The organism is Photobacterium sp. DNB22_13_2, from assembly GCF_052873915.1.
The window spans coordinates 264,241-287,094 of record NZ_JBNNXU010000002.1; the positions used below are offsets into that span (position 1 = coordinate 264,241).

Genomic DNA, 22,854 nt, shown 5'->3' on the forward strand with positions numbered 1-22,854 from the left:
TCTAGTACCTAATTACGCCTCTAGGCGGCTAGCGAGTCGGTCAATGGCGCTTTTTAACGAGCCATCAATCACCAGCTCCCCGGCAGTGATCTTGATTCCCCCAACCAGCGAATTATCAACCTGGCAAGTCAGGGCAACAGTGCGGTTTAATTTCCGCTCCAACGCTTGGCTCAAGCTACTTTTCTGCTGCTCATCCAACGGTTCAGCTGTTGTGACACAAGCCTCTACTGTGCGTTCAAAATCAGATTTAAACGCCTGGTAAATCTCGGTCACCTGAGGCAATACTCCAAGCCTGCCGTTTTCTGCCATCAGCTTGACTAGGTTTTGTCCGTGCTCATCAATCAGACCATTACAAATTGCCAAAAATGACTGAGTAAATACCTCATGAGCATCCGGGCCAAGCATATCGAGTGCTTCAATTTGACTCGCGACAGCTGGTGCTTCTGCGACTTCTTTCATCACCACCAGCATGTTTTCCCAAGCTTCTAGCTGGGCCGCATCACGGGCATAATCAAACGCCGCTCTTGCGTAGGGGTAAGCAATAGTTTGTGGTTCGGACATACTTAGCCCCTTGTTAAAGATCTGTAATGATCTTATCGACCAACGCCCTATTGGCGTCTGTATCTAACTGGCAGTTGATCAGTTTCTCTGCACTTTCAATCACCAACTCGGTCATTTCGTGGCGTAACTCCTCACGGATTCGATTACGCTCACCCTCCAGCTCAGTTTGCCCTTCGGCAATGATGCGAGCTTTTTCCTGCTCAGCTTCGAGCTTGGCATCTTCGATGATCTGAACTCGGCGTTTATTACCCTGCTCAACCAAGCCACTTGCCTGCTGTTTAGCATCGTCTAGTAAATTGGCGCCATTGGCTTTAGCCAGTTGCAACTCTTTTGCCGCAAATTCACTTTGAGACAGACCTTCTGCAATGACTCGCTGACGCTCATCAAGCAACGCCGTCAAAGGAGGCCATACGTATTTCATACAAAGCCAGACAAAAATCACGAATGACAGTGCCTGTCCAAGCATGGTGGCATTTAAGTTCATTCCATCCTCACTTTTTAGTAACTCTATGTTGTTTAAAGAGTGGTGGAATGACTTATGCCACCGCGAAGATGATGTACAGACCGATACCTACGCCAATCATTGGTACCGCATCAACCAGACCCATCATGATGAAGAACTGGGTACGTAGCATTGGGGTCAAATCAGGTTGACGAGCAACACCTTCAAGATATTTACCGGCTAGGTTACCGATACCACATGCCGCACCTGCAGCACCTAGACCAATTAGCAGTGCACCCGCAACGTAAAGAACCGCACTAACAATATCCATGAATAACTCCGAATCAGATTATTAAAAACATAACTTAAGAAAATAAAACTATTAATGTTCTTCGACGGCCATTCCCAGGTACACAATGGTCAGTACCATGAAAATGAAAGCTTGCAAGAACACAATCAAGATGTGGAACAGTGCCCACGGCACACTCAGCGCCCATTGCATCCACCACGGCATCAATGCGATAAGAATAAAAATCATCTCACCTGCATACATATTTCCGAACAGTCGTAGACCAAGTGAAATAGGTTTGGATATTAGCGTTACTAATTCCAATATAAAGTTCACTGGGTACAACAATGGATGAGTAAAAGGCTGCGTTGTTAATTCTTTAATGAATCCAACTAACCCTTTATTTTTTAGCGTAAATCCAATAATTAGGATAAATACACCAATCGCCATTGACATTGGAACGTTCACATCGGCTGATGGTAGATCCCGGAAGTGCCCCAAACCTATCAGTCGTGCAAGCATTGGTACAAAGTCGACAGGGAGCAAGTCAATAGCATTCATTAAGAATACCCATACGAATATTGTTAATGACAGAGGGCCTATCAATTTATCTTCTGTTTTAAATATTTCCTTCACTAGGTTATTAACAAAATCAAATGTGACTTCAATTAAACATTGCATTCTACCAGGAACACCACTTGTTCCTTTCGTTGCAACATATCTAAACACACCAATAAAAGTTAAACCTAACACCCAAACCATGAACATGGAGTCAAGATTAATACTCCAAAATCCTTCGCCTGCAGTGAGGAATGTCAGATGGTGCTCAATATATTCATGAGCAGTAGTAACATTTTCCACCTTACGTCATCCTAAATTGAGGTTTGTTAAGCATAGGGGTTAAACAAGATCCCACATAAGTCAGAGAATAAGCCACAAGCATTACTATCTCATTGATTTCATTGAATCTAGAAACCATTAACATAAGCAAAGCTGTATAAGTCCATTTGATTATCTCATTAAACCATGCCAGTTCACCGATGTGGCTTCTCTTATTACGCTTAACTTTTATCGCAACAGATAGTAAACCTAATAAAGATGGAACAACGGCAATAGCAACACCGATCAATGCTGACTCACCCCCCAGGGAATCACTCGATACAAATTCATACAAAACCACAACCACACCAATAATAGATTGTGCCAGTAGTAATGATTTTAGTGCAGAAATAATATCAGAGAATGGAGAGAGACCTTCCATAGATATATCCTCTTACGTTAATTAATATAAGTATCAATGCCTCCTAATAATACAAAAAGAAAATTAAACTTCAGCGCCGAAGTGATTTTTAAATTATCATACTTTTTTAAAATGTCACTCAAAAACTAAATATTTTTTATTATAACCACTATTCCAAACTTGAAACACATTCCAATTAAGAACTTCCACACACATATAGCAGCTTACAAAACAAATAATGAACTAAATTATCTTACCCTCTACCAATATCAATCATCACCGTCATACCACTTTAAGGTTAGAGTGTGAGAAATATATGATTTCCTAAACTTATAATTCACGAAAAATAGTAGCTCTTCAATTTTTGCAATCATTGATTTTCATTTTTGGTGCTTGATTGTTAAGTCACTTAAGAGGAGGATACGCCTGACTCGTGAATATCTACTCAAGATTAATCCAACAATAATTATGATAAGTACAATAAAATCAAACCTTTCCTATTGGATACAGTAGATATTCCTGCCTAGTAATAGACGTTAACGGCAGGACCAAAGTTACGAAGATGTAGATATGAAAAAGACCAAAGCGATGTTCGTTGAAGAGTCACGGGCTTTTCATAAAGGAAAATACAGTTATGAAAATTTCGTGTACATCAACGCTAAAACCAAAGGCCTGGTGACATGTCCTGTTCATGGTGATTTTGAACAGCGACCTGATGCACATCTAGCTGGGAGAGGGTGCCCAGAATGTTCAGGTAAAAAGAAACGGACACTAAAAGAGTTTGTAGAAAAGGCTCAAGATATTCATCAAAATAAATACAGTTACGAGAAATTTATATATCGAGGTTCATTAGAAAAAGGCACAATAGTTTGTCCTATTCATGGTGATTTTGAGCAACGCCCAAATTCACACTTAGCGGGTAAAGGTTGTCCCCTATGCTCGCGATCGAGTCCAGTGACTCAAGAGCAATTTATTCGCCGAGCTAATAACATTCACCATAATAAGTATGAGTATAATGATTTTGTTTATACCGGCGCGTTATCTAAAGCGGTAATAACCTGCCCTTTGCATGGGAATTTTGAGCAACGTCCTGATACTCACCTTCGCGGAGCTGGCTGCCCTATTTGTGCAAAAGACAGCCGGAAGAAAACCACTGCGGAATTTATTCATCAAGCACAGCGATTACATCAGCAGCGTTACAGCTACGAGCATTTCAAATATGTAAATGCCAGAACAAAAGGTAAGATCACTTGTGCAATTCACGGCATTTATGAGCAGCACCCTTTTAACCATTTAGCAGGCAATGGTTGTCCGCATTGCGCATCGCAAAGCCGTCAATACCAAGCAATGAAGTCATTTGCTTTTTGGAGATTTAAACCACTGGCAAATTATCCATTAGTCGACTTATGCCGAAAATCACTGCCCATCACTATGAGTAAGCTATCAGCATAATCTGAATCAGGTATCGCCCTACAAAAAAGCTCGCCGTAAAGGCGAGCTTTTTTCAACTTAGCGGCAGGTTATGACTTCTTGCCTAAATGTAACCATGTCTCAACGACCGTATCAGGGTTAAGCGAGACCGAATCGATCCCCTGCTCCATCAACCAATCGGCTAAATCATCATGATCCGATGGTCCTTGTCCGCAGATCCCAACGTATTTCCCAGCTTTATTTGCCGCCTTAATCGCCATCGCCAGCATTGCTTTAACTGCTTCATTTCGCTCATCAAACATATGGGCAATTTCACCGGAGTCTCGGTCGAGTCCCAACGTCAATTGAGTCATATCATTGGAGCCAATCGAGAATCCATCAAAGTACTTGAGGAAATCCTCTGCCAAAATCGCATTGGAAGGTAATTCACACATCATGATCACCTTCAACCCATTCTCGCCTCGACGGAGATCGTACTTCGCCAGTATATCAATCACCGAAGCCGCCTCACTCACAGTGCGGACAAATGGGATCATGATTTCGACGTTTTTCAGCCCCATGGTTTCACGAACTCGCTTAATCGCCTCACATTCTAGGGCAAAGCAATCTTGGAATTGCTCTGAAATGTAACGCGATGCACCACGAAAACCGATCATCGGATTTTCTTCCGTAGGCTCGAAATTTACACCACCCACCAAATTTCGGTATTCATTCGATTTAAAGTCAGACATACGAACGATCACGCGTTTTGGCCAGAAGGCTGCCGCCAGTGTTGAAATCCCCTCGGTTAGTTTCTGAATATAAAACTCAACCGGATCTGGGTACCCGCTGATTCGCTGGTCAATTTCTGCTTTCAGCTCATCGGATTGCTGATCATAATTAAGCAAGGCTTTAGGGTGGATACCGATCATTTTGTTAATGATGAACTCCAACCTTGCTAAACCGACCCCTTCATTAGGAATACAGGCAAAGTCAAACGCCCTATCTGGATTACCGACATTCATCATGACTTTAAGCGGTAAATCCGGTAGATCATCAACGGCGGAACGGCGCACTTCAAAGTCCAACTCACCTTCGTAGATATAGCCTGTTTCACCTTGGGCACATGACACCGTGACACGCTGCCCGGTTTGCAGCAAATCAGTCGCGTTACCACAACCCACCACAGCAGGAATACCTAACTCACGAGCAATAATGGCTGCGTGACAAGTACGCCCACCACGGTTAGTAACAATCGCCGCCGCTTTTTTCATGACAGGCTCCCAATCTGGATCCGTCATGTCAGCAACCAATACATCTCCAGCTTGTACCTGATCCATCTGCGACAAATCAGATACCACGCGAACTTCGCCACTACCAATTCGCTGACCTATAGCTCGACCTTCGATCAGTGCCTGGCCGCTTCCATTTAGGTGGAAACGCTCCATCACATTGGCATCATCGCGCGAGCGTACCGTCTCAGGACGGGCCTGAACAATCAACAACTCGCCGGTAATACCGTCTTTGGCCCACTCGATATCCATTGGTCGGCCATAGTGCTTCTCGATGATCAGTGCTTGTTTGGCCAAGGATTCAATTTCTTGATCGGTTAGGGAGAATTGCGATTGCTCTTGTTCAGATGTGTCGAGCACTTCAACCTGCTTTCCTAGCGATGTGTCGTCGGTATACACCATCTTCAGCAATTTTGAACCGATAGTACGACGTACAACGGCAGGGTTTCCAGATTGTAAAGTTGGCTTGTGGACGTAAAATTCGTCAGGGTTTACCGCCCCCTGGACAACCATTTCACCTAGGCCCCAAGAAGAGGTAATGAATACCACTTGGTCAAAACCGGACTCGGTGTCTAGAGTAAACATCACACCTGATGAAGCTTTGTCCGAGCGAACCATTCGCTGGATACCCGCAGATAGAGCGACACCCTTATGATCAAAACCCTGGTGGACACGATAAGAAATGGCGCGGTCATTAAATAACGATGCAAAAACGTGTTTAACCGCTTCAATAACGGCATCAATACCACGAACATTGAGAAAGGTTTCCTGCTGACCCGCAAAAGATGCATCCGGCAAGTCTTCCGCGGTTGCTGAAGAGCGAACAGCCACTGATAGCATTTCGTCACCCTGAGCCAGCTCTAGATAACATTCACGAATATCCTGTTCAAGACCCTGTGGAAACGGTGCCTCAAGAACCCAATTTCGGATAGTTTCGCCAGCTTGCTGCAAGGCATTTACATCTTCAACATCAAGTTCGTCGAGTAGCTGATAAATCCGTTCGTTGAGTGCATTTGCTTCTAAGAACTGATTAAAGGCATATGACGTTGTTGCATAGCCATTCGGTACTTGTACCCCCGCATTAGCCAAATTCGCCACCATCTCGCCAAGAGATGCATTCTTACCACCGACCTTATCAACATCGTTCATTGACAAAGCATCGTACCAGACAACATTCTGTTGCACGGTAATTCTCCTTATTGGATTCAACAGTTTAAAGCAGGTAACCCTTTAGTAAACGATTGCGTTTTACTGCAAAAAAAGCAAAAAATGTCATTTTCTCGAGCAAACCACCCGTCTCGTCTCCTTCAATGCACTTCACCAGATGTTCATGTCAGCAAAGTACAGTTACCCTGTAAGTTATTGTTATAAATATAAACGCTCAAATTCTGTCAAATCTTTCCATTTACAATCGCTTGAAAATGTATATGTATAGGCGATAAAAAATGTATACGCACATATATAAACACTCTCATATTAAGTCAGGAGTTGCATACCGTGAGCTTTATGCTTTGTAGCACCTAACTTCTGCTTTCAGTTTTCCACCTCTGCTAAAAATTATCTAGCAACTTATCAAAAAAATTTGAACCGCATCAGGTTTTTGATCTAGCTCAACATTGGTTAGTCAAAGAACACACCTCAATAATTAATATTAATTAACGCTAACAATCAATAATTTAAACGCAAAGTTGATTGAAAATAATTCACTCAATATCTATTGATATAAATATGGGCAAATTCGCAAGGCTTGAGTTCATACAAGAGCCTCTCCCCTTTAATCCGCAACTTGTAAAATCCTCTAAAAATTGATGTAAAAAAATCGATCACAAGATTGCATCAAACTGTGATGAAAAAGATAGAAAGTTGCCTTACAGGTGATTATATTGAGTGCTACAGCTCATACAGCTAAAAATATTTTCAAGGATTAAAATTTTAATGCAATCCCAAGCCAATTTACGTGATGTATTCTATGTTTCTGACGGTACAGCGATTACCTCGGAAACCCTTGGCCACGCAGTGCTGGGGCAATTTGATATCACAACTCGCCAGATGACCCTACCCTTTGTTGAAAGCATTGAACGTGCCAACAGTGTGAAGCAGCAAATCAATCAAGCCTACGAAAAGACAGGTGTTCAGCCGCTGGTGTTCTATTCCATCGTGCTTCCTGAAGTAAAAGACATCATAGAGCAAAGTAACGCTCACTTTTACGATGTACTCAACGCATTAGTCGCGCCATTAAGTGAAGATTTACAACTTGCACCGCAACCTCAGCTACAGCGCTCTCATAGCATTGCCAAAGATGCCGACAGCTACCAAGACCGGATTGCAGCTATCGAATATACACTTGCCCATGACGACGGCGTATCGCTCAACAATCTTGAGCAAGCCGATGTTATTCTGCTTGGGGTATCACGCTGCGGTAAAACCCCGACTTGCCTCTATCTTGCGATGCAATTTGGGATAAGGGCAGTCAACTACCCCTTCATTGCAGAAGACATGAGTAAACTTCGCCTCCCGAAAGCCATTGAACCCTATCGTTACAAAACCTATGGACTCACCATCGACACAGAGCGCTTAGTAGAGATCCGCCACGAGCGGTACGCCAATAGCCACTATGCCAGTGTTGAGCAGTGTGAAAACGAGCTGGAGAAAGTTGAAGCTATGTTCCGCCGCGAAGCTATCCCATACCTAAATACCAGTCGTCTTTCAGTCGAAGAGATAGCCACTCGTTTGCTCGATATTAGCGGCCTTAAACGTAGGATGTGCTGACTAGGATCTTTTAGCTGTCTCAATGTCTATTTATCGGCGAGTATTCTGTTTTTTACTACTCGCCGTCGTTATTGAGGATGATTATCACTATCCTACCGCAAAATCTCAATATTGAGAGCTAAAAAAATACAAAGATTCAATCACTTATTAATTTCTTATTTTTCTCCCTATTATTCATCAAAAAATTATCAATTCTTGAAATATGCTTTATTTGAGCTTCAGAAAAATAATAACGAGGTTCCAAGATGATTAGGGTTGCGCTTACAGCATTATCAACAGTATTTCTATTTGCCTGCGGTGGTGGTTCATCAAGTGATACAACTGAACCGACTGTAGTCACTATGGATGATGTTAGTGTTAGAACAATTGGTATTGATCAAGTAAATGTATCTGGGGAAGACGTTGACTTCTATATTAAGGAGTCAAATGTTGGTGGAGTTTTGTTTGATGAAAACAATAAAACATACTCCGTTACAGATTCTGATTCTTATTACCATAAAATTAGTTGGACTTCCGCTACACCAATGAGAATTGATGTTGGAACACAAGACACTAACACCCAAGCTAAAGAATCAAAACAAGATGATATCCTTCTGAATAATAGCGAAAAACTTTGGGCTATTGCATGGAATGATAACGGTGAACTCACCTTGTCTACGGATGTACAGAACCCTGCTCCGATTGAAGACAAGTATCGTATTCGCATCTTTGCAGTTGAAGATACATGGGTGCAAGTTATCTCTACAGCAGCGTCCAGTACCGAAGTTAAGAAAGGTAACTTCTCTTCTCAAATGATTTTAAACAATTGTAGCGGTGAGCTTTATTTAGGAGCAAACCAGCGCGACATTTGTGATTTAGACATAGGGAAATCATATTTATTAATTGTTGACGGGGAAAACGTGCTAATAGCGGCAGAAGAAAAATTATAAATATAAAATATAAAATAATAATTTAGGGTAAATTAAAAACTATAATATAGCGCTTTGTATTACTCGCAGGGAATGCCTACATAATATATACGTCTGTCTTAACAGAGATACTAAAAAAATCTTATGTCATGGAAAGATAACTCTGGTAACTTCGAAGAAGTTTAGGACAAACGAAACAGAATACCGTAGGCAGCGGTGGCATAAGCCCCGGCAATTTTTGCCGGGGCTATCTTTATCTAGCGAATACTAACGCAGCGGTTATTTTGCTTCAGCAACAGCCACTAACTCTTCATCAGACTTCTTCAAGAATGCATATGTCACACCGGTTACAATCGTACCTGCTGCAATCGCAACTAAGTACATCAATACCGGAGAGATAGCGTTCGGGATAAACAATACGAACAAACCGCCGTGTGGAGCCATTAGCTTAGCACCGAACAGCATAGATAGCGCACCCGTTAGTGCCCCACCCAGCATACAGCTTGGGATAACACGCATTGGATCACGAGCAGCAAACGGAATCGCACCTTCAGAGATAAAGCATAGGCCTAGCACGAAAGAGGCTTTACCAGCTTCTGTTTCACTCGCGTTAAACTTACGTTTAGCCAAGAATGTTGCCAAGCCCATCCCCATTGCCGGCACCATACCTGCGGCCATTACCGCGGCCATCGGCGCATAAGTTTGAGACGCCAGTAAACCTACACCAAAGGTATATGCTGCTTTGTTGACCGGCCCCCCCAAATCGAAACACATCATACAACCTAGGATAATACCAAGTAGTACAGCATTGGCTGAGCCCATGTTATTGAGGAAGTCAGTCAAGCTAGTCATTGCCGTTGATACTGGGCCACCCACCACATAAATCATGATAAGACCGGTCACCAAACTAGATAGCAGCGGAATGATCAGGATAGGCTTCAGCGCTTCCATCGATTGCGGCAGCTTAACGTAGTCGGCAATAAATTTGGCACTGTAACCCGCAAGGAAACCGGCAACGATACCACCAAGGAAGCCAGCCCCCGTAGAGCTCGCTAGCATACCGCCAATGAGACCTGGTGCCAGACCCGGACGGTCAGCAATCGAAAAGGCAATGAAACCAGCCAGTACCGGTACCATCAGCGCAAATGCCGAACCACCGCCAATCGTCATTAGAGCAGCAGCCAGTGTCCCCTCTTGTTCAAAGGCGGTAATACCGAATACAAATGAAAGCGCGATAGAAAGACCACCAGCAACAACCAATGGCAACATGTGGGAAACACCGGTCATCAAGTGCTTATAGGCACCGGTCTTCTCTTGTTTTACATCACCTTCAGATGCCGATCCCGCTTGATTTTGATAAGGCGTCGCTGTTGAGAATGCTTTTTCAAACTCTTCTGTCGTTTTCTTCAGAGCTGCACCAGTGCTGGTTTTATACAGCTTCTTACCGGCAAAGCGTGCAAGATCCACTTCAATATCAGCAGCAATAATAACCAAGTCCGCTGCAGCAATTTCTTCAGCAGTAAGTTGGTTCTTCGCACCAACTGAGCCACGGGTCTCAACCTTGATTTGGTGGCCCTGACGCTTACCTTCTTCTTCCAAAGCTTCAGCAGCCATGAAAGTATGTGCAACACCTGTTGGACAAGCGGTAATCGCGACAATTTTCTTGCTAGCCGACTCGCCCGATACTTCTTCGTTTACGGCAGTTACCGCTGTGAGTACTGATGCTTGACTGACAGCCTGAGAAAGCGCCGCTTTCGGATCAGCCAACACATCTTCAATTGAGATTTGCGACAGCTTCTTACCTTTGAAGCGTGTCGTATCCACTGTGGTATCCGCGGCAACGACGATGCAATCAGCGTCATCAATAACGGTCTGACTGAGTACCTTAACCGGCACCACAGAAGACTGACATTCAACCGCTGCGGTCCATTTAAGATCTGCTGCTGCCTTTTCAATTAAGCCAGCGGCAATAATGCTATTTGCAATACCACTCGGGCACGCTGTTATTACTGCAATTTTCATTTCAACACCCTCTGATCCGAATCAGCTATTCACGTTATTTAGTTGGACATTTTCTTTTACTTCCAGCACCTGGTTGATATCTTCAACGCCAACGCCTACTTGGCTTACGGCCAATGCAGACAATGCTGTGGCAAAGCCCAATGTCTCTTTTTTATTCCATTGGTTGAGCTGTCCCCAGCACAAGCCTGCTACTAATGTGTCCCCAGCACCTACTGTGCTCACTACACTCATTTTCGGTGGCTGGGATCTCAACCAGCCTTCACTGTTAAGCCACATAACACCTTTTGCACCCAGAGATACAACCACGTTGGCAATACCTTTTCCTGAGAGTTTCTCAGCCGCTTCCAACAAAGCATGTTCAGATTCAAGTTCACGTCCGACCCAATCAGCAAGCTCTTCGTCATTAGGTTTGACCAACCATGGCGAGGCGTCCAAACCTGCGGTAAGGGCAGCCTTGCTGCTATCGAAGAACACCTGCTTACCGTTATCGTGCAACCATTGGATCCACTCTGCACATTTTTCAGGGGTTATCCCTCGGGGGAGGCTACCTGCAATCACGAACACATCATGGCTCTCGGCCAATGTGTGCAATGTCGTTTCGAAAGCCTTGAGATCGTCTTCACCCACTTCGACACCCGGGAAGTTGATGTCGCTAACCTGACCACCTAGCTCTACCAATTTGACGTTTATTCGGCTGGCACCCTGCACCCGTACAAAAGCGTCTTTTGCACCGAGCTCTGCGAACAGCTGGCAGAACGGCTCTTGATTATCGGCACCCAATAGGCCGGTCACGGTGACGTCCGCACCTAATTCTGCCAGTACTTTCGCCACATTCACGCCCTTCCCTGCTGGGTGCAATGTACCGGTATTAACTAAATTCACTGTGCCTGGGTTAAGAACATCGAGACTACCGGTGAGATCCAAGGCTGGATTAAGCGTAACCGTCACGACCTTTGGCTTGTTATTGATACTTTGAGATTCAGTCATACCTATTTACCTTCACCAAGGCCATCGGCAATTGCTTGTCCTATTGCGACTAATGCTTCATCTGCATCATCACCCTTTGCCGTGAACTGTAATTCGTGGCCTTGTTTAACGCCCAAGGCAATCACCTTCATAAGGCTCTTCGCATTAACTGCTTTACCTTCACCATTTAGGTTGGAGACCAAAATATTACTGTTGAATTTCTTGGCAACGCTCACCAGCATGGCACCCGGACGGGCATGCAAACCGTGTGGATTGCGGATCTTGAAGACTTCGGTATTACCCTCAAGTGCTTCTTCAGTCAAAAGCGTCACGACCTGTTCGGCAGTAGCAGCAAATAACTTTCCTGTTTGATTAGTGAATAATAATTGGGCCAAGTAATTCATGTTATTGACATGCGCGCCATTACAAGCAGCGACAAACAAGAGACCTTTGACTGGGAAACCTGCGTCTTCAAATTGAGTTGTTGGAGTAACAAAAGCGAGTGATGTCCGGCTGACATCTTTACTACTTTTGGCGATCCATAGACCTTGACCAAGATGAGTAGCGCCAGAGGCAATAGCATCGGCAACGGTTTCGTTATTTGCTGATCGGTGATTTTTCACCAAGCCAGCGGCGACAGCGGTTAGCTGAATAAGATCGGTTGCAGGAAACTCAAGTTGGACATAACTTTCATCAAAGTCTGCTTCTAGCTGAGCTTCACCATTCAAAATAGCAATCAAGCCTTCTGCGCTATCACTCGTTTTTAGCTTGCCCTCAACGCCATCAGCAGACAGTACTTTGGTGAGCTGCTTAAGAATGCCTAGGTGCTCATCAGATTTGGCTGCGATGCCGATCGCAAGATACACCGTTTTGCCATCACCCCAGTTAACCCCCTGTGGGAAGTGATGGACGCGAACGCCAGTCTCTTTCACCAAACCCCGGGTATCTGTTGTACCGTGAGGAATCGCAATACCGTTACCAAGAAATGTTGAGTTCTGTGCCTCGCGATCCAGCATACCGTTAACATAGCCGGTTTCAACTAGGCCTTGATGTTCCAAACCAGCAGCAATCGCTTTAATCGCTTCCTGCTTATCTGTTGCTGATTGTTTGAGCTGAATGTCTTTTGTTGAGAGTGACAGCATGTGTTTACTCCAGTTTCGTTAAACCTGGTGAAGACCGGTGGTCTTCTCTCCCCGTCTACACAAATATAAACCTAAATGACCAACTTCATATTTTGCTGACTGAATCGATTCAGCTTTTGGTCAAAATAAAATTTCAGCAGAATTTAGTTCAAATTTATATCACTGCTGAAACCATTCAGCTGACATGCTGAATGGTTTCAGCTAATATTGCAAATGTGCCTAAGAGATCGTGACGAAAATTTTGATCCGTCGCACAAAACCATCTTTATATCGATAAGCAACGCCAAAGTGATTGCGTGAACACGCATATTATTCAACGAGCCAGCCTCTTTCTGTTCGTGATACGAACCAGTAGAATGAAACAGGCCTGCTAACTGTAACCAACAAGAATCAGAATGAAGCTAGACGAGATAGCAAAACTTGCCGGAGTATCCCGTACCACCGCCAGTTACGTGATAAACGGTAAAGCACAAAAGTACCGGATCAGTGAGAAAACCCAGCAAAAAGTGATGGCCGTTGTGAATGAACACAACTTCCGGCCTGATCATGCTGCAACGTCTCTCCGTGCAGGAAGTAGCCGTTCTTTCGGTTTGATCATCCCTGATCTCGAAAACAGCAGTTATGCCAAGTTGGCTAAACTCCTCGAGCACAATGTACGAAAAGCAGGTTACCAACTGATCATATCCTGCTCAGATGATGACGCTGAAACTGAGATAAAAGTAGCTGAAACACTATTAAGCCGACGCATAGATGCTTTGATTGTGGCGAGTGCCCTGCCGACCGATAACGACTTCTACCAACGAATTCAAAAAGGCGGCGTACCGGTTATCGCTATCGACCGTGCGATGAATGATGAAATATTTGCCAGTGTGATCAGCGAAGATCTTGATGGTGCGTTTGATCTCACTGTTAGTTTATTAGACAAGAAGATCAAAACAATCGGCTTAGTTGGAGCCGTACCAGAATTGGGGGTTTCCATAGAGCGAGAGCAAGGCTTTCTTTCGGCTATCCGGTCTTACAGTACCCAACAGCAGGAGCCTGAAATCCAATCACTAATAGCCAATGGTGATCATTTCAGCCAACAACAAGGTCAACACCAGGTACAAAACTGGATCGATAATGATTGTATGCCAGATGCGATCCTAGCGACCTCTTATACCCTATTTGAAGGGGTACTCGATTGTTTGCTGGCAAATCCGGAATTAATGCAAAAGACTCATCTTGCAACATTTGGTGATAACCGCCTACTGGATTTCTTACCGATAAAAATCCAGTCATTGCCGCAACAGTTTGAGCTTATTGCTGACAATGCATTGGAGTTGGCACTGAATGCCATTGCGGGCCGGTATCGAACTGGGGTCGAGGTGATCCCTCGAAAAATTAAGCGCCGATAAAAAAGCATGATTGGGCCTGTTGGATAGACCAAGGCCCAAATAAACAGAATTAAGGTGTATACCGCTTTACTGCCACCTTACCCAGCCGGTACAACCGCTTGGCCTGCTTCGTCAAAGTGTCGCTCCTATGCTCGATACGACGCCGATTGAGTTGGGTATTCACCCCACCTTGAAACGCACTCAGTAGCGCCTCAGCCAAGCTGTCCATATTATAAGGCTGTTCATTCGGTGGCATCGCGACGACAACGTCATCATCAGGCATTATTTTCGCCTTATTAAAATCAAGCGCCGCCTTTATCGTGTTGGCTTTGGCTGATTGCGGCGCTGATAAGTCATAAGGTGGCTGCCACTCTAGGGCCGGAGATAAACGATCCACCTGATTAAGCACCATGATCACTTGTGGCTTTTTGCGACTTCGATTATTCGCCTGCTGATAGTATTCATCAAACTGTTGTCGAAGTATTACATCACTCTTTCTCGCTGGCTGATTGGCTTTCAATACCCAAAGAACAATATCACTTTGCGCCATCTGATTGACCAACAGTTTGTTAGTCTTCTCTTGTCCATCGATACCGGGCAGATCAACAAGATGTATAATATCAATTCCATCAACATAGCAGCGATGAATAACGATATTCTCCGTTGAAGGAATCGCACTCACTTCAGCCACCATATTGCCAACGAAAGTATTGACCAGAGAAGACTTACCCGCACTCACCTGGCCAATAATAGCTACCCGAAGTGGCTCTAATACATCTGCAAAGTGATCGCTATCTGTTTCACTGTTATCAAGCTCACCGCCATCAGCTTTGTATCGGCCGCTATATAAATTTATCGCAACAGAGAGTACTTCCTGCAGCAAAACCTTTTTCAAGGAGTGCTGGACTTCCTCACTAACTTCATCAAACAAACGGCCTAACAATTGCCCCCTCGCCTCCGCTACCAAGCCTGCCGGCGTCATCGCTCTAAATACCCGATACACATCATAAAACTTCTTGGCCGCACCAAGCTTCTCTTTATGCTGGTACCCTTGTTGAAAGTAGGACAGCTTCAATGTTTCTGCGAAGGGAATATGAGTCAGCAGAAAGTGGCGGTAGCGATGACTCACCTTCTCCAGCATCAACAGAAATTCCGGCGCGGTAAAAGACAAAGCTTGGGTATCACGTTCAGGATAATATTGACTAGCAACCTCCATCGACAACGATAATGCATGCTCCCTTAACCCTATCCAACTGTCATCCTGTTCGAGATGGCGAGCTATTGCTGGGTTGAGTTCATTCCAAACTTCACGGTCAAACTCTCCCCACTCACCGGATGGTGCGACATCATAATCACCCCCCAGCTGAACGCCCTCCTCTGAAGTATTTCGACGCACCTGCCGCAGAGAAATCGCGCCAATAATAACAACCAGAGAAGAAGAGGCTATCAATACCGATAAGAATAGCCATTGATCATCCTGAATAATCTGAAATAGCCCCCAGCCCGCTAGCACGAAAAAAGGTATGATCAACGAAGCAAAAACTAAAGGAGCAACCCCAGCAGAGATACGACTTAGCAGGCTGACACTATTGATTGTCTTTTTCATGGCTGTCCTTTGCCTGCTTTAACGCTTGTTCGAATACATGACGAATATCACTCTCATTAACCGTTTCCCCGCGACTGATATGATAGAGGTACTTACAACCCGCCCGGCCAATCGCATAAGTAAGGCCAAAGCTAATCGCAACTGCAACTGCACTGCCTACCGTTTGCCCGTATACCGGAATAAACTTCGCTAACTGCCTTACGCCCAACTTTGTGGCATATTTCAAAGCAAAGCTACTGCCTAGTAAACCTGCGAATTCAGTAAAACGTTTTCGGTTCCACTCAACACCATATTGACGTGCCAAACTGTGCAGCATTTTCCCTTGAATAGCCGGCACAGACACCAAGCCGACACCTGGAAGCGTATCAGATGCCGCCGCACTGCCTGCATACCACATGACTTCTTGTTGAAGCTTATGGAAATTACTTAGTTCAGCGTTACCATGCTGCTGTGATTGCTGCATCAACTGAATAATCGGCAGCAATTCTGCTAACTGTACATTCAAAGCTGATAGACCAAACCATTCATCACTTTGGGTTGCTACACTATCAGGAGCGGTGACTTGGAAGTCCACATTGACCGACATAAGCGTAGTACCCCACACCTTCTCTACTTGAACTTGATTATATCGAATTGCTTGAAGGCGTTGCTCCGGATCAATAATCGCTAAACACGCAGTATGAACAACCAACAGGCTATCAATACGGCCATCTTTTCGGATTTTTTTCAGCGCCGATAGCACATCACTCTGCTCTGGCTCTTCAGCTTTCATGACAACCAACAAGGCATGGCTTTGTGCCTGACAGGCAGAAATATCTTCAGAAGGATCATAATCAGCTTCTGATAATCCCCGAGTATCAAGAAAACGCAGCACCGGGCTTTCGGCAGGGAAAGCATATTCAACGGCTGTTTGGGTACAAGGCTGAAAACCATTACCCACTTCAACTAACTCATTACCTGTAACCGTCGCAACAAGCGTCGACTTACCCGCTCCCGTCTTACCCAGTAACCACAACGTAGGTAATGATGATTCCCATTGCTGATTAGCAGCTTGTAGATCAGGGTCTTTTTCTGGGTTGATATATTGGTAAATATTCTTGAAAAACTGCTGCATCAATACCTCTAACCTCGCTCAGTACAGCGATAATACATGGCGTACATTTAAGTGGCAAAAACTAACGCAAGGAGTTGCACACTATGAAAGAGGAAATGTCTGTATCACGAATGAGAATTGACTGGTACTTTTTTGCTATTTCATAATTTATTTGTCAGCGTCAAAAAAATGACTACTTTTTAACTAGACTTTTCATAACCTTATCATCAATAAGTTTATATAATTTTTTTGTGCTCTTGATGTTTGTTTTTCTTGTTCTAGATTTAATACAGGAAGCGTTAATTGGCATGCTATGTAAGGAAAATATGATGTCAGGCAGTTATTTCAAGCAGGTGTTCTTCATATGTGATTCAAGCTTGCAATCGTTATTGTTTAAGGATTTCCTTGAGAAATCCCTTAATAAAAACATTGAAATAGTAACATTTGACAAATTCACATCCGGATCCTACGGAAATAAAGATCCAATGCTTGTTATTGTTGATTTCTCCTTCATCACAGAAGATAAGTATCACTCTTACTATAATTTCGTAACAACAAACGATATTGAAACAAAAGAAGTACTCATTAACACACCGAAGGAAACAGACTACAAAACTATTTTAGGCTGGCCTAATGTTACCGGTGTATTCTACTCAAATGATGATTTAAAAATCGTTGAGAGAGGTATGCAATCGGTCTTGGATGGAGAGATGTGGTTAAGCAGAAGTCTAAGCCAGAAAATCATTATCTCTTATCGTCAACGATCACAATTAAAATTCAATTTACGGCCTAATACTAGTCTTACGACAAGGGAGAAAGAGATCCTTGATTTGCTGATACTCGGTGAATCAAATGAACAAATTGCAGCTAACTTATTTGTTAGTGAAAACACAGTAAAATCACACCTACATAATGTTTTTAAAAAGATAAATGCAAAAAACCGAGTACAAGCATTTATGTGGGCAAAAAACAATTACTATAATGACATGCCGATATGAAACAGTTAATTATATCAGTAATTTCAGCGACTTTACTTTCAGCCAATGTCAGTTTTGCGAATGACAATAAACCATTAGAAAACGGACCACCACTAGAAAGTAAAGATAGCCTTGAATCACTGGATAGTTTAACTGAAATAGACGGCATTATAATCGACCGTACATTTACCCATTTGGGTGAACAATTTTATTCTCTATTCTCTCAAAAGATGAGTGATAAATTCGAGAATCTAGCTGAAAACCTGACTATAAAAGAAAGACCTACAGCATTAAGCGGCAGTATCATGAGCGTTTACCATCGCCAGAACTTGATATATCGAACCGCAATATCACCAGGCCGATCTCAAATAGAACAAAGAGTGGACGATGCTATTCGTGAAATTAGTAATTACGTTGTCCGCTGGAAAATTGAACGTTACCTAAAAGATACTTTTGATGTTTATCATGATGAGATTTAAGGGACCAATCATGAAAAGAGCAATTATCTGTAGTATTGGAATTGCGTGTTTTAGTTTAAACGCACTCGCCACAGAACTAACTTACCGCCCCATCAACCCTAGTTTCGGTGGAAACCCGTTAAACAGTAATCACTTATTAGGGATTGCTAACGCAATTAATGACCATAAAAATCCCGATGCTAGCAGTATACTCGATGAACAATCTGACCTAGACCGGTTAGCTGCAAGTTTGGAATCAAGGCTCATTAGCCAGTTGCTATCCGATGTTGGTAACGGTAATACCGGTCAACTTGCCACTGACGACTTCTTACTAAACATTGTTGATAACAATGGTGAGCTAACCATACAAATCACCGATAAAGAAACCGGTGAGTCTTCCACAATTCAAGTTAGTGGCTTAGTGCCAGATATGTAATGGAGTACAGTAATGAAATCAACATTTGCAGTTCTGTTCTCGGTTATATTAAGTGGTTGCTCATTATCGATGGGAACGCCGGATATCGACGAAAAACCAAACCTAATGTCACGAGGGGCTACCTATAACGATTTAGTCAGTTTGCCGCTACCCCGAGGAAAAGTATACGTTTCGGTTTATGACTTCAGGGATCAAAGTGGTCAGTACAAGCCTCAGCCAAATAGTAACTTTTCCACCGCCGTTCCCCAAGGGGCAGCCGCTTTGCTTATGACATCCTTGCTTGATTCTAAATGGTTTATTCCCCTTGAACGTGAAGGATTACAAAACCTGCTTACCGAGCGAAAAATCATTCGAGCAGCGCAGAAAAAAGATGAAGTCGTAGCAAACCATGGTAACAACTTACCTTCTCTAGAATCGGCCAATATCATGTTTGAAGGCGGTATAGTCGCTTATGATACCAATATCAAAACCGGCGGTGCTGGTGCGCGTTATCTTGGTATTGGGGCATCTGGGCAGTTTCGAGCCGATCAGGTCACTGTAAACGTAAGAGCCGTTGATGTGAGAAGTGGTCGAATACTGCTCAGTGTTACTACCAGTAAGACGATCTACTCACAAGAGGTTCAAACCGGTGTCTTCAAGTTCATCGATTATAAAGACTTACTTGAGGCCGAGTTAGGGTACACCACCAATGAACCCGTCAATGTCGCAGTTATGTCTGCCATAGATGCTGCCGTTGTCCATGTTATTGTTGATGGTATTCAGACTGGACTCTGGACAACCCTCCGAGAAGAAGACCTCAACAACCCTATTATCCAACAATACATGGAAAAGAGTCAGCCAATAATCTAGCAAAACAGTTAAGGTCCCACCTTTTGCCCTCCTTTGGAGGGCCTTTTCGTTTCTAGCCACACCCGATTTATTCTCTTACTCCATACTCAGTCAATTCTAGTGATGGCTATGGCTATGCCAAAAGGTCAAGCCGAACAATAAATGTCATTCACGTAAAATTGATAATTCAATTCGGAAGAGTCATAACCAATAGATCACACAATAGTCCACCGGTTGCTAGCATCTGATTGCAAGCACCTGATTGCATTTGTGCTATTTAAACTTAAGTTTAGACTGACTCATTGATATCACCCATTATAAGCAATTCTCACCATTGATATTTAAGTCATTACTATTAATCAGTCGCAAAATAATTCAACTGATCGTTTAATGAGAATCTTTTTGCAAAAGCGATAATTAGATTACAAGATGAAACAACAAGACGGATGTGGTGATGAAGAGATTAAACAAAGCAGTAATCATATCCTTTGGTCTGTTGGCTGTTCATAACCATGCAAACTCAAGTGACCTTTCGTTAAATGAATTAGGTCATATAAATGAAATAAGCTATGGGTTTGATAATTACGCTTATATAAAAGTTAGCAATGGTAATAATGGCATCGCAACTATCATTCAAAAAAACGTAGGTAATGGTGGTAATAACAAAGCTGGAATTTCACAATCGGGGAATGGTAACAAGGCTATTATCCATCAGCAAGGTGCTTTGAATACAGCAGCAATACAACAAGATGGACATAATAACCTTGCATATATTTCTGAGACTGGTGTTGATAATACCGGTCTCATTTTACAAGTTGGTAACAACAATAAAGCCGCCTTGGTTCAAAAAGGTAGAGGTAATGAGGGAGAAATAAGTCAATATGGAAATGACAATACCGCATTAATTGTACAAAAAAGTAATGTTAGAAATTTTCAATCTGAAATAAACCAAACCGGTGGTCAAACTCATGTGATCATCAACGGTATGAATCGCAATATCGTTATTGATTAAGCACAATTAAGGATAATATCATGAAAAAGCTAGCAATGATTATCGCAGCAACTATGGCTTCAGGTACAGCACTTGCTTCACCAGAATATTATGAGTCACAAGCACATGACGATAACCGCTCTTTCATTTATGTGACTGATGATAGTAATAATAACAACGTTGATGTGTATCAATATTCGAGAGGCGATAATAGCAAGAACGTATCAAAAGTTAAAGTTGACGACGACTCTGATTACAACAAAGTATATGTTAAACAAGCCGGAAAGCTTAACAAGTCAGACGCCATTATTGACGAGAATTCGGATTATAACAAAATGTATGTGAATCAGTACGGAAAGAAAAATGATTCTCGTACAGAAGTAGATGAAGACTCTCATTACAATAAAATCTCAGCGGTACAAAAAGGTTACAGAAACAAATCTAATAATGAGATTGATGACTACTCTGATGGCAACCGAATCTACACTAAGCAAGTGGGCACTCACAATAAAAACCATGTTAAAATTGACGAATATGCAGATGATAACAAAGTGAGCATGATTCAAAGAGGTCACCACAATGATACTGATATTCATATTGTTTATGGTGACGACAATAAGGTTTATACCAAAACCATTGGGAACCACAATGAAATTGATGTAGATATTTACGGTGGTGATGCTGATTACAATCTAGTATCTGTAAAGCAGTATGGTGATTACTCTCAAGCACGCGTTCTTATTGACGATGAAGGCTCTTACACCTCTGGAAATAAAGTCTACATTGATCAAAATACGCAGGATTACTCGTACGTAGAAGTATCTAATGGTTCTTATTACAACACAATCAATAACGTTCAGATGTAACTTTTCATTACTTTACTGTTTTGCAAGCGGCTTAGCCGCTTGTTTTTTTATTTACTATTTTAAAGCCAAACCTATATCCAAGTAACAGCAATATACTTAGTTCTAGTTATTACCCTACCCTTAGCTTAAAAATAAATCTCGCTGCAAAGAAGCACCAGGCTTGCAGGCATAGTCAGAAAAGTCAGTAATACCTCTATGCTGCAATACCTCTTCATCAATAAAAAACCGCCCCGTACATTCTTTCGCATCTCGGGTGAGAACCTCATAACACGCATCGGCCATAATGGTTGGGTGGCGTGAGTGCTCCATAATTTTCTTACCGTTTTTCATATGAGATATTGCTGAAGTGGCAATGGTGGTTTTCGGCCACAATGAATTAGCGGCAATACCGTACTCTTTAAGTTCATTGGCAAACGTCATGGTCATCATCGACATGCCATATTTCGAACAGGTATACGCACCGTAATTCTTGAACCATTGTGGGCTTAAATCAATTGGCGGCGATAGAGTCAAAATGTGCGGATTGGACGCCTTGCGTAAATACGGCAAGCAAGCTTGCGTCAACAAATACGTTCCTCGTACATTAATCGAAAACATCAAGTCAAAACGTTTACTTGGGGTGTTTTCCATGTTCTGTAGGTGAATGCTGCTGGCATTGTTGATCACTACATCGATCCCACCTGTTTGCGTGACAACTTGCTCTACCGCACTGGCTATTGCCGCTTCATCTCGAATATCTAACACAACAGGAATAGCTTTCCCCTTTCCCATCTGATTAATTTCTTCAGCAGCTGTGTATATTGTACCGGGCAATGTTGGGTGCGGTTCGGCGGTTTTTGCAGCTATGACCACCGTCGCCCCTTCTTGTGCGCATCGCTTGGCAATCGCAAAGCCAATCCCACGTGAGCCTCCGCTGATCAATACCGTTTTATTCGCTAAGGAGCTCGAATGCGCGGTAAGAGGATCACTAAGGTTCTGCTCACCAGGCTTAACCTTTGGCATAGAAATAGTGTTCACCATCACTTCTAACTGGTTTATCGCTCGTCTTGCTTTATCAAAAAAATTACTCATTACCACGACGTCCTGTAGTTATCTTCATTCCATGGCCAATGCTAATAACATTGCATTACTGTACTTGTCTAACCAAGTATAGAGTAATTATTCGAATTATTAGCAAAGAAAAGC

At 43.0% G+C, this 22,854-nt stretch carries 22 protein-coding genes; 10 read left to right on the forward strand and 12 right to left on the reverse strand.

Annotated elements, in window-relative coordinates; translation table 11 throughout:
* Positions 1–12: 12 nt before the first annotated feature.
* From ACVA58_RS04390 to ACVA58_RS04410, 5 genes are read right to left on the reverse strand one after another with little or no spacing between them, the layout of a single operon-like run.
* The gene (locus ACVA58_RS04390) at positions 13–561 is read right to left on the reverse strand and encodes a F0F1 ATP synthase subunit delta (RefSeq protein ID WP_446509219.1); all 549 of its coding nucleotides are present in this window, start codon (positions 559–561) and stop codon (positions 13–15) included.
* A gap of 13 nt (positions 562–574) precedes the next feature.
* The gene (atpF, locus tag ACVA58_RS04395) at positions 575–1,045 is read right to left on the reverse strand and encodes a F0F1 ATP synthase subunit B (RefSeq protein ID WP_446509220.1); all 471 of its coding nucleotides are present in this window, start codon (positions 1,043–1,045) and stop codon (positions 575–577) included.
* A 52-nt stretch (positions 1,046–1,097) separates the two neighbouring features.
* Entirely contained in the window at positions 1,098–1,334 is a 237-nt protein-coding gene (gene atpE, locus ACVA58_RS04400; protein WP_446509221.1) for a F0F1 ATP synthase subunit C, read from the reverse strand.
* A gap of 51 nt (positions 1,335–1,385) precedes the next feature.
* Positions 1,386–2,153: a F0F1 ATP synthase subunit A gene (atpB, locus tag ACVA58_RS04405; RefSeq protein ID WP_446509222.1), complete on the reverse strand. Its 768-nt coding sequence runs from the start codon at positions 2,151–2,153 to the stop codon at positions 1,386–1,388.
* 1 nt (position 2,154) lies between these two features.
* Positions 2,155–2,553 carry an ATP synthase subunit I gene (locus ACVA58_RS04410; RefSeq protein ID WP_446509223.1) on the reverse strand — a complete coding sequence of 133 codons (399 nt, stop codon included), beginning with the start codon at positions 2,551–2,553 and terminating at the stop codon, positions 2,155–2,157.
* Between the two features lie 549 nt (positions 2,554–3,102).
* Between ACVA58_RS04410 and ACVA58_RS04415 the strand changes: the two genes are divergently transcribed.
* Entirely contained in the window at positions 3,103–3,984 is an 882-nt protein-coding gene (locus ACVA58_RS04415) for a hypothetical protein (RefSeq protein ID WP_446509224.1), read from the forward strand.
* A gap of 68 nt (positions 3,985–4,052) precedes the next feature.
* Here ACVA58_RS04415 and ppsA read toward each other — a convergent pair whose 3' ends face one another.
* On the reverse strand, positions 4,053–6,419 hold the full coding sequence (gene ppsA / locus ACVA58_RS04420) for a phosphoenolpyruvate synthase (protein WP_446509225.1): 2,367 nt from the start codon (positions 6,417–6,419) through the stop codon (positions 4,053–4,055).
* Positions 6,420–7,169: 750 nt separating this feature from the next.
* On the opposite strand from ppsA, the gene ppsR reads away from it, so the two are divergent.
* Entirely contained in the window at positions 7,170–8,003 is an 834-nt protein-coding gene (ppsR, locus tag ACVA58_RS04425; RefSeq protein ID WP_446509226.1) for a posphoenolpyruvate synthetase regulatory kinase/phosphorylase PpsR, read from the forward strand.
* 245 nt (positions 8,004–8,248) lie between these two features.
* The gene (locus ACVA58_RS04430; protein WP_446509227.1) at positions 8,249–8,932 is read left to right on the forward strand and encodes a hypothetical protein; all 684 of its coding nucleotides are present in this window, start codon (positions 8,249–8,251) and stop codon (positions 8,930–8,932) included.
* A 258-nt stretch (positions 8,933–9,190) separates the two neighbouring features.
* Here the strand turns inward: ACVA58_RS04430 and fruA are convergent, their stop codons facing one another.
* From fruA to fruB, 3 genes are read right to left on the reverse strand one after another with little or no spacing between them, the layout of a single operon-like run.
* Positions 9,191–10,933, reverse strand: a complete 1,743-nt coding sequence (gene fruA, locus ACVA58_RS04435) for a PTS fructose transporter subunit IIBC (RefSeq protein ID WP_446509228.1) — start codon at positions 10,931–10,933, stop codon at positions 9,191–9,193.
* Between the two features lie 21 nt (positions 10,934–10,954).
* Entirely contained in the window at positions 10,955–11,920 is a 966-nt protein-coding gene (gene pfkB / locus ACVA58_RS04440; RefSeq protein WP_446509229.1) for a 1-phosphofructokinase, read from the reverse strand.
* A 2-nt stretch (positions 11,921–11,922) separates the two neighbouring features.
* Positions 11,923–13,041 (reverse strand): fused PTS fructose transporter subunit IIA/HPr protein, encoded by a 1,119-nt coding sequence (gene fruB, locus ACVA58_RS04445; protein ID WP_446509230.1) that lies wholly within the window; start codon positions 13,039–13,041, stop codon positions 11,923–11,925.
* 395 nt (positions 13,042–13,436) lie between these two features.
* Between fruB and cra the strand changes: the two genes are divergently transcribed.
* Positions 13,437–14,435, forward strand: a complete 999-nt coding sequence (cra, locus tag ACVA58_RS04450) for a catabolite repressor/activator (RefSeq protein WP_446509231.1) — start codon at positions 13,437–13,439, stop codon at positions 14,433–14,435.
* Between the two features lie 49 nt (positions 14,436–14,484).
* Here cra and ACVA58_RS04455 read toward each other — a convergent pair whose 3' ends face one another.
* Both ACVA58_RS04455 and ACVA58_RS04460 read right to left on the reverse strand, forming a co-directional pair.
* Entirely contained in the window at positions 14,485–16,020 is a 1,536-nt protein-coding gene (locus tag ACVA58_RS04455) for a GTPase family protein (protein WP_446509232.1), read from the reverse strand.
* Positions 16,001–17,134, reverse strand: coding sequence for a YcjF family protein (locus tag ACVA58_RS04460; protein ID WP_446509233.1), 1,134 nt, complete (start codon positions 17,132–17,134; stop codon positions 16,001–16,003). Before ACVA58_RS04460 ends, ACVA58_RS04455 begins: the two co-directional genes overlap by 20 nt.
* Before the next feature lie 305 nt (positions 17,135–17,439).
* Here ACVA58_RS04460 and ACVA58_RS04465 point away from each other — a divergent pair, with 305 nt between their 5' ends.
* The 6 genes from ACVA58_RS04465 (at position 17,440) to ACVA58_RS04490 (ending at position 21,669) form a co-directional block, all read left to right on the forward strand.
* Positions 17,440–18,111, forward strand: coding sequence for a LuxR C-terminal-related transcriptional regulator (locus ACVA58_RS04465; RefSeq protein ID WP_446509234.1), 672 nt, complete (start codon positions 17,440–17,442; stop codon positions 18,109–18,111).
* On the forward strand, positions 18,108–18,569 hold the full coding sequence (locus ACVA58_RS04470; protein WP_446509235.1) for a CsgE family curli-type amyloid fiber assembly protein: 462 nt from the start codon (positions 18,108–18,110) through the stop codon (positions 18,567–18,569). The genes ACVA58_RS04465 and ACVA58_RS04470 overlap by 4 nt, the downstream gene beginning before the upstream one ends.
* Positions 18,570–18,579: 10 nt before the next feature.
* Positions 18,580–18,984 (forward strand): curli assembly protein CsgF, encoded by a 405-nt coding sequence (locus ACVA58_RS04475; protein ID WP_446509236.1) that lies wholly within the window; start codon positions 18,580–18,582, stop codon positions 18,982–18,984.
* Positions 18,985–18,996: 12 nt separating this feature from the next.
* Positions 18,997–19,833 carry a CsgG/HfaB family protein gene (locus tag ACVA58_RS04480; protein ID WP_446509237.1) on the forward strand — a complete coding sequence of 279 codons (837 nt, stop codon included), beginning with the start codon at positions 18,997–18,999 and terminating at the stop codon, positions 19,831–19,833.
* 433 nt (positions 19,834–20,266) lie between these two features.
* The gene (locus tag ACVA58_RS04485; protein ID WP_446509238.1) at positions 20,267–20,824 is read left to right on the forward strand and encodes a curlin subunit CsgB; all 558 of its coding nucleotides are present in this window, start codon (positions 20,267–20,269) and stop codon (positions 20,822–20,824) included.
* A gap of 20 nt (positions 20,825–20,844) precedes the next feature.
* Positions 20,845–21,669, forward strand: a complete 825-nt coding sequence (locus tag ACVA58_RS04490; RefSeq protein ID WP_446509239.1) for a hypothetical protein — start codon at positions 20,845–20,847, stop codon at positions 21,667–21,669.
* Positions 21,670–21,789: 120 nt separating this feature from the next.
* On the opposite strand, the gene ACVA58_RS04495 is transcribed toward ACVA58_RS04490, so the two are convergent.
* Entirely contained in the window at positions 21,790–22,740 is a 951-nt protein-coding gene (locus tag ACVA58_RS04495) for an SDR family oxidoreductase (RefSeq protein WP_446509240.1), read from the reverse strand.
* Positions 22,741–22,854 lie beyond the last annotated feature (114 nt).